Source organism: Escherichia coli DSM 30083 = JCM 1649 = ATCC 11775 (assembly GCF_003697165.2).
GTDB lineage: Bacteria > Pseudomonadota > Gammaproteobacteria > Enterobacterales > Enterobacteriaceae > Escherichia > Escherichia coli.
The window spans coordinates 4808855-4822407 of sequence record NZ_CP033092.2; the positions used below are offsets into that span (position 1 = coordinate 4808855).

Genomic DNA, 13553 nt, shown 5'->3' on the forward strand with positions numbered 1-13553 from the left:
TGTTATCCTTCAACCTGCGTCCGGAGCGATGATTTTGTTCGTTTATGAATGAGTCCGGCGCTTTCAAAAAGCCAGTACAACAGTTTTGCGATCATCAGACATGCGCCGAAGACCACGATAAAAAAGACCACGCGTGAGACAAACGAATCCAGCCCTTCACGCGCCAGCACGATCATATTGAAGATCGCCCCGAAGCAGAAACTGTGCAATATCGCAGCCTTATAGCGATTAGTCTCGCGGTTGCCCAGCTCATACAGCCAGTCGAACCATTTGATAATCAGTCCAACCACAATCGCCCCGAGCGGGATGAACAACGCGCCGCCCATAACAACCAGTGAGCCTATAAGCGTAGGCGAGATCGCCAGTCCGGAGTGGTTATTCAGCACTTCCCAGGTAAAGTAGTTGGCGGAGTTCAGCACCATACTCGGGCGACCCGGCCACAGCCAGGAAGGGATAAAGACATAGAAATCGCGGACAATTGGAGCCAGGCCCTGGAAGTCGATGTTGTCGTAGTTCTGCAACAGCAACGCCAGATTCTCCCACGGCGAGAAGGTGTCGCGAGTGAGATAGAGAAACGTATAGAACGCTTCATCGCCGCTCACATTCATTCCATAGCGTTTTAGCGCCAGCCAGAACATGCCCACAATCCCCAGCACGCCCGCCGCCGCCAGCATCCACAACGAAATCCAGCCGCGAATAATGCCAATAAACAGGAAGATAGCGAATGCGATGATGATATTGGCGCGAGTGCCGCCGACAATCATGTAAGTCAACAAGCCAAAGGCAACCGTGCTGACGAGGAAAAACAGCCACGCTTTGCTATCCTGGCGCAGAAAATAAACCACCAGCATCGCCGGGATGAAAAAGTAAAAGAAGCGTTTTAATGCCACGCCGGAGACTTCGCTGGAAAAGATCTGACTGTAAGAATTAAGCCGGAACAGCAAAAAGCCGTTGTGCATGAAGAAGATGCCGACGCTCACCAGAGCGATGCCCATCAGGATCACCCACGTGAGATTGGTCTCCACGCGGTTCATGGTAAACAGCGGACGGCGCGGTGCATCAGCAACGCGTTTGCGTAGACGGGTTTTGTAGGTGACATAGTAAACCGCGTAGAAGCAGCCTGCAGAAAGCAACGCCTGCAACAAGATTTCTGGCGGCGCGACACCAACATCAAAGCGAAATACCAGCACGCTGGTCAGCGGAAAGCCGAAGAAAAAGGTGAGCAAAAACAGCAATGAAAAGAAGACATTGAAGTTAAAGCGCACACGGCGAAACTCAAACCAGGTCAGCGTGGCAATAAACAGCGTGCAGAGCAGCCAGACAACAAACAGGCCACTGAATTGCAGCAGACTCATGCGACCTCCCCGGCGGCAATCGCCAACGCCCGCTGCCAGCCTTGTAGATAGTTAGGGCTAAAGAAGGCAATGGTGTTTTTATCCACCGACGCCAACTGGCGCTGCGCTTCACGCACAATATCCTCGTTGAGATCATCGGTAGTAAACAGTACTGGCAAATGCTGTTCCGTCATATCCTGCCAGAACGGATTTTCCCGGTTAAGCACGCAAGGAATGCCCGCCTGAATCAGTAAGCAAAGCGTACCAATGCCCTGCTGGCGGGCAAAAATAAAGTAACCGAGATCGCACTGGCGAAGTAGCGTCAGATAGGCGTCAAATTCCAGTTTTTCGCTCAGAACTTGTAGGTTTTCTTCGCTGAATAACTCCAGTCCCGCCTGACGAACTTCCTCGATGTACGCTTCGTTATTAGGCGGATATCCCATCGGCACCACCACTTTTACCGTATCGCCAAATTGCTGATGAACGGCGCGCAAGGCAGCAATATGCTCATTGCTGCGGTCACCGGAGTTCCCCACCAGAATGGTCATTTTTCCTTCACGTTGCCGATCGTTCGCCATCGTATTAAGAGAAGGGTCCATCCGCGTCGGGAAGTACAGCAGTTCTCCCCGCACCTTTGGATGCGTTTTGGCAAAAAAGCTCAAATCACCGCGGGTGGCAAATACACAGCCGACTCTCTTTTGCGCCAGGCGACGTAGCGGGTAAAAAAGCTTATATCTCAAGCCACTGGAAAGCTCATACAGGTCTGCTCCCCAGATATGCCAGAAAAACTGGCTGGGCTTAATGCCACCACTCAGCAGAGCCAGCCACAGTTTGGGATTGAACTGACCGTGGAAAAAAAATCGCTGCTGACGGTTAGCTTTTGCTTTCGCGATGACCGCTTCCGCCAGCGATTTTTTCCCAGGGAAAAATTGCACAGAAAGCGCCGGACAGCTATCACTTAAGCCGTCGTCCTTGCCAGCAACCATAAACTCGCGCGCGTGCCCGCTCGTCGCGGCCAGCGCGTCGTTGAAAAACCGCAGAACGGTTCGGTTATGGTGAGGGATATCCGATCCCAGTACGTGAATCAGTACAGTCATGCCCACCTACGCCAGAGTAAAAACACGCCACAACAAAGAGAAAAATAGACGATATAGGTTGCCATATAGGCCTGTGCTGCGCCCAGTGCGCCATGCGCAGGGATTAGCCAGTGGGCAAATACCATCAATAAAGTGAACTGGCTGATTTCCGCCAGAATATAAAACCGCAGTGACGCTTTGGCGATCACCAGATAACCAAAGACATAAGCGCCCACTTTTAACACATCACCCACCAACTGCCAGGCAAAGAGATCGCGCATAGCGGTAAATTTATTCGACAACAGCAGCCAGATAGCAAAATCACGCAGCAACCAGACGGTAAAACTCGCCGCCGCCACTGCCGGTAAGACGAATTTCAGCGATTTAACCACTTCCCGGGTGATATCGCGCTTTTCCGTTAACCGCGACAACGTGGGCAGCAAATATACGCTGAACGATGCCGTAATAAATTGCAGGTAGGCATCGGAAATACTGCTCACCCCTTGCCAGATCCCCACTTCATCCCAGCTATACTGCGCCGCCAGCAGTTTACGCATCATGATGTAAGCAACAGGCAAGGTCACCGACGTAATCAACGCCATGAGCGTAAATTTGCTCAACTGCCCTGCCAGACCGTTATCCCAGCTGGGTTTCAGATAGCTTAACGGGATGACACCACGTTTGATCAACATGATAACAGCAGGAATTACCACCAGCGCGGGAATCAGCGCCAGACCCAGCAACGCCCCTTCATAACCGCCCAAACGATAACTGACGTAGTACGCGAGAACGCCAATCAAGCTACCGACAATCAGAGATAACGCATTACCTGCGGCATCGCGAAAGCCTTTCATCAACGCCAGTAACAGGTTGCCCCAGGCAATCCCCATTTGCACCAGCGCCACTAAACGCACCAGCCCCTGATAGTCGGTATTACCAAACAACCCCTGGCTGATTAGCGCAGCTGCCAGCACAAAAACCAGCGCCATTAGCGTAGAGAAGCCAAGTACCATCGCTGATGAAGTGCCGACCACGCGGCGCAGCTGTTGGGGATTATCATGATACTGGGCAACGTATTTGGTTACGCCGTTAAAGATGCCTGCCCCGGCAAGCACGCCGAGCACGGTAATCAACTGGCGGAAATTTGCCGCCAGCCCAAGCCCCGCCGGACCAAATGACACTGCCAGCAACTTACCGACCAGTAACCCGGCACCAATCTTGACCAGTGTACTGGCCGCCGTCCACAAGGACGCTTTTGCCAACGACATATCAGGAGAAGTAGTTCAACAAGGTCGCAATTACCGTACGCTGATTGACGGGCGACAGGTTGTAGAACAACGGCAGGCGCAGCAGGCGCTCGCTCTCTTTGGTGGTGTAGCGATCTTCACCGTGGAACTCACCAAAGCGTTCCCCCGCAGGGCAACCGTGCAGCGGAATGTAATGGAACACCGCCATGATTTCCGCTTCTTTCAGAAAGTTAATCAATGCGCTCCGGTCATCAATATCCCGCAGTTTAATGTAGAACATATGCGCGTTCTGCACGCAGCCATCGGGAATCGACGGCAGCTCGATACGCCCATTTTTTGCCAGAGGCGCCAGCGCATCGTAGTAGTTTTGCCACAGCGCCAGACGTTGCTGGTTGATACGATCCGCAGCTTCCAGTTGCGCCCACAGGTACGCAGCTTGCAGATCGGACATCAAATAGCTGGAGCCAATATCGCGCCAGGTATATTTATCGACCTGACCACGGAAGAACTGGCTGCGGTTTGTGCCTTTTTCACGGATGATCTCGGCTCGTTCGATCAACGCTTTATCGTTAATCAGCGTCGCGCCGCCTTCACCACCCGCCGTGTAGTTTTTGGTTTCATGGAAGCTAAAGCAGCCAATATGACCAATGGTTCCCAGCGCACGCCCTTTGTAAGTGGACATCACGCCCTGAGCGGCATCTTCCACCACAAACAGATTATGCTTCTTCGCCAACGCCATAATGGTGTCCATTTCGCAGGCCACACCCGCGTAATGGACCGGCACGATAACGCGCGTTTTGTCGGTGATCGCCGCTTCAATCAGCGTTTCGTCGATGTTCATGGTGTCCGGGCGAACATCCACAAAGACGATTTTCGCGCCACGCAGCACAAAGGCATTGGCGGTGGAGACAAAGGTATAGCTCGGCATGATCACTTCATCGCCAGGCTGGATATCGAGCAGCAGCGCCGCCATCTCCAGCGAAGCGGTACAGGATGGCGTCAGTAACACTTTGGCGCTGCCAAAACGTTGCTCCAGCCACTGCTGGCAGCGACGGGTAAAACCACCATCGCCGCACAGTTTGCCGCTACCCATTGCCGACTGCATATAGTCGAGTTCGGTTCCCACCACCGGCGGTGCGTTAAATGGAATCATGTGATCACCTGTATAACCAGTACGCGGTGCTTTCTACATTCGCACCACTTTGTATGTATCGTTTAAGCGCGGCGGTGTTGCCCATCTGGGTCGCCACCCGCAAAGTTGTTTTACCGCGAGCATACGCCCAGTTTAGCGCCGTTTGCATTAGCTCAGCACCTGCACCGCGTCCAGCCAGCAGGCCAATTCGCGCATCTGTCGCATTGAGTTCCCGTAAAGAGACATAACCGCGAATATCGCCGGACGCCGCACGTAAAATCAGACATTGATGATCAAAGGTGCCGCGCACGGCATTTTCAATCCACTGTGCATAAAAGCGACCGCTGGCGTCAGGCGCATACCACGGCGCACGAAAACGGCTTTGCGCAAATGCGGCGCTGGCTAACTGACGTAATGCGGGAATATCGGTCTCTTGTGCCACTACTGCACCGCTATCACTGACATTGTTCACGGGTAGTGCCAAATCAACTTCACCTTCTACCAGGGAGAATCCCAGCTGTTGCAGAGCATCCAGTTCACCCGTATTTGATGCCGCAATTTTGGCCTGCACCCGTGACCACGGCGCTAACGCGTCTGGCGTCAGGAGCGGTGCTTCAGACGTAATGCGCACGATGGCGCTGTTAACACCAAAGAAGGCGTTTTCCCAGGTTAGTGGCTCAATACTGGCGCGGACGGGCACGAAGTAACTCCAGCAGATATTGGCCGTAGCCAGTTTTCGCTAATGAACTGGCAGCACGCTTCACACCCTCGTCATCGAGCCAGCCGTTACGCCAGGCAATCTCTTCCAGGCAGGCAATCTTAAAGCCCTGGCGTTTTTCTACTGTCTGCACAAAAGTGCTGGCCTCAATCAGGCTGTCGTGAGTGCCGGTATCCAGCCAGGCAAATCCGCGCCCGAGCAGTTCAACGGTCAGGTTGCCCGCCTCGAGGTACATCTGGTTGATGGAGGTAATCTCCAGTTCACCACGCTCCGACGGCTTCACCTGCTTTGCGTACTCCACGACTTTACTGTCGTAGAAATAAAGCCCGGTCACCGCCCAGTTTGATTTCGGCTGTTTTGGTTTTTCTTCCAGCGAGATAGCGCGGAAATTGTCGTCAAACTCCACCACGCCAAAGCGTTCCGGGTCCATCACCTGATAGCCAAATACCGTCGCCCCTTCCGTGCGCGCCGCAACATGACGCAGCTTCGGACTGAAGCCCTGTCCGAAGAAGATGTTATCGCCCAGCACCAGACAAGAAGGTTCACCGTTGAGGAAGGTTTCACCGATGATAAAGGCCTGCGCCAGACCGTCCGGACTGGGCTGTTCGGCGTATTCCAGCTGGATACCGAACTCACTGCCGTCACCCAGCAGGCGCTGGAAATAACCTTTATCTTCCGGCGTAGTAATGATGAGAATTTCGCGGATACCGGCTAGCATCAGCACCGACAGCGGATAGTAAATCATTGGCTTATCGTAAATCGGCAACAGTTGCTTCGATACGCCGCGCGTAATCGGATGCAATCGGGTGCCGGAACCGCCCGCCAAGATAATACCTTTCATGTTTGCCTCCGCTGAAAATTAGCCTTTCAGACCTAAACGCTCGCCCTGATAGCTGCCGTCCTGCACCTGCTTCCACCAGCTTTCATTAGCCAGATACCACTGCACCGTTTTACGCATTCCACTTTCAAAGGTTTCCTGCGGCAGCCAGCCAAGTTCACGGGCAATTTTCGAAGCATCAATGGCATAACGCAGATCATGCCCCGGACGGTCAGCGACAAAGGTGATCAGGTCACGATAGTGCGCCACGCCGTGCGGCTTATTCGGAGCCAGTTCTTCCAGCAGCTCGCAAATGGTTTCCACAACATCGAGATTCTTACGCTCGTTGTGACCACCAATATTATAGGTTTCACCGACTTTCCCGGTGGTCGCCGCGCAATACAGCGCGCGGGCGTGATCTTCAACATACAGCCAGTCACGGATTTGCTGCCCGTTGCCATATACCGGCAGCGGTTTACCCGCCAGCGCGTTGAGGATCATCAGCGGGATCAGTTTTTCCGGAAAGTGGTAAGGACCGTAGTTATTCGAGCAGTTGGTGATAAGCGTCGGCAGACCATAGGTCCGCAGCCAGGCGCGCACCAGATGGTCGCTGCTGGCTTTTGACGCGGAATAAGGGCTACTCGGCGCATACGGCGTGGTTTCGGTGAAGAAATCATCCGTCGAGTGCAGGTCACCATATACTTCGTCGGTGGAGATATGATGAAAACGGAACGCTGATTTTTTATCTTCCGTCAGCGCAGTCCAGTAAGCCCGCGCCGCTTCAAGCAGTGTATAAGTCCCGACAATGTTGGTTTCAATAAACGCTGCCGGGCCGTCAATAGAACGGTCAACATGGCTTTCGGCTGCCAGATGCATGACACAGTCTGGCTGATACTCAGTGAATACGCGCGCCAGTTCTGCCCGATCGCAGATATCAACTTTCTCAAAGGCAAAGCGCTCGCTTTGCGCGACCGGTGCCAGCGACATCAGGTTTCCGGCGTAGGTCAGCTTATCGACCACCACCACCGCGTCGCTCGTTTCGTTGATGATATAACGCACCAGCGCCGAGCCAATAAACCCGGCACCACCTGTTATCAGAATCTTTCTCATCAGCGCCAGACTCCTTTGGCATCGACGACATACTGCTGATGGACGTTGTCGCCATTGATAACTTTGAACTGACTATGATCGACCAGCATCACCAGCACATCTGCCGTTGCCAGCGCCTCGTCAAGCTGCGCCAGAGTACAAAGCCCGGTCAGTTTCTTCGGCAACTCGTGGATGTTAGGCTCAACAACCAGCGTTTCGCCGCTGTGCCACTGGGCGATCAGTTCAGCGATTTCCATTGCCGGACTTTCGCGCAGGTCATCAATATTCGGTTTAAACGCCAGACCAAAGCAGGCGATTTTCAGTTCACTGACGCGTTTATCGGTAGCAGCCAGACAATCAGCCACCGCCGCTTTCACCTGATCGATAACCCAGAACGGTTTGTGATCGTTCACTTCGCGCGCGGTACGGATAAGCCGCGCCTGCTGGGGGTTCTGTGCCACGATAAACCACGGATCAACAGCGATGCAGTGACCGCCCACGCCAGGGCCTGGCTGAAGAATATTGACGCGAGGGTGACGATTCGCCAGGCGAATCAGTTCCCAGACGTTAATCCCCTGATCGGCACAAATCAGCGACAATTCATTAGCAAAAGCGATATTCACATCGCGGAAGCTGTTTTCGGTGAGCTTACACATTTCTGCCGTCCGCGAGTTAGTGACGACACACTCACCTTCGAGGAAAATTTTGTACAGTTCGCTGGCGCGGGCCGAACAAACCGGCGTCATACCACCAATCACGCGATCGTTTTTAATCAGCTCGACCATAACCTGGCCCGGTAATACGCGTTCCGGGCAGTAAGCAATGTTGACGTCCGCCAACTCGCCCACCTGCTGTGGGAAAGTGAGATCTGGACGCATCTCTGCTAACCATTCTGCCATCTTCTCGGTTGACCCCACCGGCGAGGTGGATTCAAGGATCACCAACGCGCCTTTTTTCAGCACTGGCGCGATGGAGCGAGCAGCCGATTCAACGTAGGTCATATCTGGCTCATGATCGCCTTTAAACGGCGTGGGTACAGCAATCAACCAGGCATCCGCTTCAACTGGCGTCGTGCTCGCTCGTAAAAAACCGCCTTCTACGGCAGTTTTTACTACGCTCGCCAAATCAGGCTCGACGATATGGATTTCGCCACGATTGATGGTATCAACCGCGTGTTGGTTGATATCGACACCAATCACCTGTTTTTGCCTTGAGGCAAACGCAGCTGCTGTAGGCAGCCCGATGTAACCCAGTCCGATAACAGAAATGGTCGCAAAACTCATAGTGATATCCGATTATTTTTTAACGCTTCCAGAATGCGAGAGCATGCCTGACCATCACCATACGGGTTATGGGCGCGGCTCATAGCTTGATATTCGTTTTCGTCTTTTAAAAGACGCGTCACTTCCTCGACAATTCGCTGCTTATCCGTGCCGACCAGACGCACCGTCCCCGCTGTCACCGCTTCCGGACGCTCAGTGGTATCGCGCATCACCAGCACCGGTTTCCCCAGCGAAGGCGCTTCTTCCTGAATGCCGCCTGAGTCGGTCAAAATCAGCCAAGCGTGGTTCATCAGCCAGACAAACGGTAAATACTCCTGGGGATCGATCAGAATGACATTTTTCACATGCCCCAGAATGCGATTGACCGGCTCTCTGACGTTCGGGTTGAGATGCACCGGATAGACAATCTGGATGTCCTGGTGCGTGGTGGCGATGTCTGCCAGCGCCTGGCAGATTTCTTCAAAGCCACGACCGAAGCTCTCACGCCTGTGACCGGTCACCAGAATCATCTTTTTATCGGGGTCGATAAACGGGTAATTTGCCGCCAGTTCTGAACGCAGCGTATCGCTGCTCATCACCTGGTCACGCACCCATAACAGTGCATCGATGACAGTATTACCGGTAATGAAGATTCGGCTGTCAGCAACGTTTTCACGCAGCAAGTTTTGCCGGGAAGTTTCGGTTGGAGAGAAGTGATACATCGCCAGATGCCCGGTCAATGTACGGTTAGCCTCTTCCGGCCACGGCGAATAGAGATCGCCCGTGCGCAGACCTGCCTCAACGTGACCAACTGGAATACGCTGATAAAACGCCGCCAGGCTGGTTGCCAGCGTTGTAGTAGTATCGCCGTGAACCAGCACGACGTCTGGTTTGAACTCGGCAAGAATAGGTTTTAGCCCTTCCAGAATCCGACAGGTTATCTCTGTAAGGCCCTGTCCTGGCTGCATTATGTTGAGATCGTAGTCAGGTACAATGGAAAAGAGTTTCAGCACCTGATCGAGCATCTCCCGATGCTGCGCAGTGACGCAAACTTTAGCCTCAAAAAAAGGATCTTTTGCCAACGCATGCACCAACGGTGCCATCTTGATGGCTTCCGGGCGCGTACCAAATACAGTCAGTACTTTCACATCGATTCTCTTCGAATAAGCGGCGAGCGCCTTTGCGCTCACCGCAGCAGTGTTGCTATTTCGAGCAACGGCGGGTTAATGCGACACCAGCCCCGATCAGCCCCCCGACAATGCCCCACATAATCATCAGGAAGGCACGACGTGGGCTATCGCGTTTTACCGGTTCTTCCGGCGTACGCAAATAGCGATAGGTCTGAAAACGCGGATCCAGGGTTGGACCAACATTCAGGGTGTTTAACATGGCCCGATTTTGATCATAGTCGAGATCAAAGGCCGGACCGACGGCCTGTAAATTTTCCAGTCGAGCCTGGAGCATTGGACGCCCAAGCAGGAACATTTCTGAATCAGGTAATTCCTCGGCAGGCACATCTGTCGCACTGCGCGAAATATTATGCTGCTCAGCAATTTTCAGCGCCTGTTCAATACTGTTCATCCGGCGATCGTAGATGGCTTTCGCCACCTCTTCCTGACGCTTCACCTGAGCTTTCATCTGGATGGTGCGTGCCGCCCATGCGCCTTTCAGCTCATCATTCAGATGGCTGGCTGCACGCTGGCTGGCAAAAGCAACATACTGACGTAACAGGTTATTAGCGTCAGGCGCGGTTTCGGCAATAAGCTTCACGCTGTCATTGACCGCGCGGGTAAAGTCACCGGGAATAAACACGATGTTGTTAATCATTTCATCCAGCAACGCCGCATCGGCTTTGCTATTGCCCACCATCCGCTGTTTGTAATAGTCGGTTTGCAGCCAGAACTCTCTGCGGGTATCCCACGAGGCCAGTTGCATAACAAACTCTTTATAGGCTTCGTCCATGACCGATGGTTGGTCGGCAGAAGCCATGTTTGAACGGACATCCAGGTTACGCAAAAATTGCTGCTGTGAGTAATATCCCCCCAGCATATTCACCGTTGGACGATCGGTAATCGCTGTCGAGCTCCACTCCTGGCGAGCAAAAAAAGTATACGCCAGCGCGATTAACGCAAACGCCAGCCCCATGCCAATAATCCACAGCTTCCCAGCCCACAAGGTACGAAACAACCCACGAATATCCAGTTCATTTTCAGCGTCTTCGGCCGGTTTCCCAGGCATTGGTTGTGTCATCACATCCTCATTTATTTGGTTAAATTGGGGCTGCCACCACGATTTCTACGCAGTCTGCGTTTTACGCGCTTAATAAAGCGAGCAACTTTCCAGGCACGCTTAATGCAATATCCATAGAGGAAGAATGCTAGCAAAAAGAGCACCAGCATGACCCACTCCGGGACAAAATGAGAATATTCTGCCAGCACGCCAATGGAAGCGAGCAGTGCTGCGGCAAGGGTAATCAGCACAAACGCCTGGCGGGAAGTAAACCCGGCACGCATGATCAAATGGTGAATATGCTGACGGTCTGGAGAGAATGGGCTCATGCCTTTACGCAGGCGACGGTACATAATCGCCACCATATCCATTAGCGGAATGGCGATTATCCACAAAGCGGTAACCGGGCTGATGGGATGAGTTTTGCCCTGGGTCGTTTCGAGCAGGATCCAGATAACGGTAAAACCAATCAGCGTACTGCCCGCATCCCCCATAAAGACTTTGTAGCGGCGACCCAGGATACCAAGGTTAAGCATGATGTATGGCAGGATGGCGGCGATCATCGCAAAGCACCAGATTGCGAGACTGGTTTGCCCGTCGAACCACAAAATCATACCGATTGCTGCAAACGAGACGCAGGACAACCCGCCCAGCAAGCCATCAATGCCATCAACCATGTTGAACGCATTAATGGCCGCCCAGACGGCAAATAGCGTCAGGAAGTAACCAAACGGTCCGAGCACCATCTCCCAGGAGCCAAAGATATAACCCAGGCTACTGAGATAAAGTTTGCCGAACACCATCATAACAATGCCAACAGCGGCCTGTATGGTGGCACGGATTTTTACGCTGATATCAAAACGGTCATCCAGCGCGCCAATGAAAACAAGCACACCAGCACAAGCGAGATAGAGAGATGCATGCGGAATATAGTAATCGACAATTCCGAACGTGAAGCAAATCCCTGCGTAAACCGAAATCCCCCCAACGAGAGGTATCAATCCCTGGTGACGTTTGCGGAAGTTTGGTTTATCCACTAAACCGACTTTTTTTGCCACCTTACGGGCAAAAAACAGAAACAGTGTCGTGAATAAAAAAATACTGATGAGATCAGTACTCACTGTCAGTAAATTCACAATGCATGCTCTCAGAGAAAATTATTAGCAGAAGTATAACCACGAAGACCTTTATTCAGAAAGGAAAGTCCGTTCCGAACCTACCAGCACTATGCGAAAATTAACTACTTGATATGCAAATTGCATAACACACCAGCAAAATCCAGGAATTTTCCTAACATCGCCAGCGCGGCATTAAGATTACAGATATAAAAGCAAAACGCCACGTAAACACGTGGCGTTTTTGGCATAAGACAAATTTATGAGCGTTTCATCATTTCGAAGAAATCGTCATTGGTCTTGGTCATTGCCAGTTTATTAATGAGGAATTCCATTGCATCGATTTCGCCCATCGGGTGAATGATTTTGCGCAGGATCCACATTTTCTGCAGTTCTTCCTGAGTCGTGAGCAGCTCTTCTTTACGGGTACCGGAACGGTTGTAGTCGATAGCCGGGAAGACGCGTTTTTCAGCGATCTTACGAGAGAGGTGCAGTTCCATGTTGCCTGTACCTTTAAACTCTTCGTAGATAACTTCGTCCATTTTAGAACCGGTATCGATAAGCGCCGTCGCGATAATGGTCAGGCTGCCGCCCTCTTCCACGTTACGCGCCGCACCGAAGAAGCGTTTCGGACGATGCAGGGCGTTGGCGTCCACACCACCGGTCAACACTTTACCTGACGCCGGAACAACGGTGTTGTAAGCGCGCGCCAGACGAGTGATGGAGTCGAGCAGAATGATAACGTCTTTCTTGTGCTCAACCAGGCGTTTCGCCTTCTCGATCACCATTTCCGCAACCTGAACGTGGCGAGATGCGGGTTCGTCAAAGGTAGAAGCAACAACTTCACCTTTTACCAGACGCTGCATCTCGGTTACTTCTTCCGGACGTTCGTCGATCAGCAGAACCATCAGCACACAATCCGGGTGGTTGTAAGCAATGCTCTGAGCAATGTTCTGCAGCAGCATGGTTTTACCGGCTTTCGGCGGTGCCACAATCAGACCACGCTGACCACGACCGATAGGTGATGCCAGATCCAGTACGCGAGCGGTTAAATCTTCCGTAGAACCGTTACCACGTTCCATACGCAGACGAGAGTTTGCGTGCAGCGGGGTTAAGTTCTCAAAGAGGATTTTGTTGCGGGCGTTTTCAGGTTTGTCGAAGTTAACTTCGTTAACTTTCAGCAGCGCAAAATAGCGTTCACCTTCTTTCGGCGGGCGAATCTTACCAGAGATGGTATCACCAGTGCGGAGGTTGAAACGGCGGATTTGGCTAGGGGAAACGTAGATGTCATCAGGACCGGCGAGGTAGGAGCTGTCTGCGGAACGGAGGAAACCAAATCCATCCTGCAATATCTCCAGTACGCCATCACCAAAGATATCTTCGCCACTCTTTGCGTGCTGCTTCAGGATGGCAAAAATAATGTCCTGCTTACGCATACGAGCCAGGTTTTCCAGCCCCATATTTTCGCCGAGAGTGATCAGCTCAGAAACCGGCGTATTCTTTAATTCGGTAAGATTCATAGTGGTGTGAGTTC

The 13553-nt window shown here is 52.5% G+C and carries 12 protein-coding genes; all 12 read right to left on the reverse strand.

All coding sequences use genetic code 11. The features are described from left to right. Positions 1-2: 2 nt before the first annotated feature. The 12 genes from wzyE to rho all read right to left on the reverse strand — a co-directional run bounded on the left by wzyE (position 3) and on the right by rho (position 13539). Positions 3-1355, reverse strand: coding sequence for an ECA oligosaccharide polymerase (gene wzyE / locus EAS44_RS24600; protein ID WP_000055119.1), 1353 nt, complete (start codon positions 1353-1355; stop codon positions 3-5). Continuing rightward, the gene (gene rffT, locus EAS44_RS24605; RefSeq protein WP_000217276.1) at positions 1352-2431 is read right to left on the reverse strand and encodes a TDP-N-acetylfucosamine:lipid II N-acetylfucosaminyltransferase; all 1080 of its coding nucleotides are present in this window, start codon (positions 2429-2431) and stop codon (positions 1352-1354) included. Before rffT ends, wzyE begins: the two co-directional genes overlap by 4 nt. Further along, entirely contained in the window at positions 2428-3678 is a 1251-nt protein-coding gene (gene wzxE / locus EAS44_RS24610; protein ID WP_000050241.1) for a lipid III flippase WzxE, read from the reverse strand. The genes rffT and wzxE overlap by 4 nt, the downstream gene beginning before the upstream one ends. A 1-nt stretch (position 3679) precedes the next feature. Beyond that, positions 3680-4810: a dTDP-4-amino-4,6-dideoxygalactose transaminase gene (rffA, locus tag EAS44_RS24615; RefSeq protein ID WP_000612051.1), complete on the reverse strand. Its 1131-nt coding sequence runs from the start codon at positions 4808-4810 to the stop codon at positions 3680-3682. Between the two features lie 4 nt (positions 4811-4814). Next, positions 4815-5489, reverse strand: a complete 675-nt coding sequence (gene rffC, locus EAS44_RS24620) for a dTDP-4-amino-4,6-dideoxy-D-galactose acyltransferase (RefSeq protein ID WP_001145189.1) — start codon at positions 5487-5489, stop codon at positions 4815-4817. Next, positions 5467-6348 (reverse strand): glucose-1-phosphate thymidylyltransferase RfbA, encoded by an 882-nt coding sequence (gene rfbA, locus EAS44_RS24625; RefSeq protein WP_000676056.1) that lies wholly within the window; start codon positions 6346-6348, stop codon positions 5467-5469. Before rfbA ends, rffC begins: the two co-directional genes overlap by 23 nt. Positions 6349-6366: 18 nt before the next feature. Then, positions 6367-7434 carry a dTDP-glucose 4,6-dehydratase gene (rffG, locus tag EAS44_RS24630; protein WP_001226621.1) on the reverse strand — a complete coding sequence of 356 codons (1068 nt, stop codon included), beginning with the start codon at positions 7432-7434 and terminating at the stop codon, positions 6367-6369. Then, on the reverse strand, positions 7434-8696 hold the full coding sequence (wecC, locus tag EAS44_RS24635) for a UDP-N-acetyl-D-mannosamine dehydrogenase (protein WP_000006614.1): 1263 nt from the start codon (positions 8694-8696) through the stop codon (positions 7434-7436). The genes rffG and wecC overlap by 1 nt, the downstream gene beginning before the upstream one ends. Next, complete coding sequence (gene wecB / locus EAS44_RS24640) at positions 8693-9823, reverse strand: non-hydrolyzing UDP-N-acetylglucosamine 2-epimerase (protein WP_000866674.1); 1131 nt, start codon at positions 9821-9823, stop codon at positions 8693-8695. Before wecB ends, wecC begins: the two co-directional genes overlap by 4 nt. Positions 9824-9878: 55 nt before the next feature. After that, positions 9879-10925 (reverse strand): ECA polysaccharide chain length modulation protein, encoded by a 1047-nt coding sequence (wzzE, locus tag EAS44_RS24645; RefSeq protein ID WP_001314258.1) that lies wholly within the window; start codon positions 10923-10925, stop codon positions 9879-9881. A gap of 11 nt (positions 10926-10936) precedes the next feature. After that, a complete protein-coding gene (wecA, locus tag EAS44_RS24650) occupies positions 10937-12040 on the reverse strand; it encodes a UDP-N-acetylglucosamine--undecaprenyl-phosphate N-acetylglucosaminephosphotransferase (protein WP_001050960.1) in 1104 nt (367 codons plus the stop codon). A gap of 239 nt (positions 12041-12279) precedes the next feature. Next, positions 12280-13539, reverse strand: coding sequence for a transcription termination factor Rho (gene rho, locus EAS44_RS24655; RefSeq protein ID WP_001054527.1), 1260 nt, complete (start codon positions 13537-13539; stop codon positions 12280-12282). Positions 13540-13553: the final 14 nt, after the last annotated feature.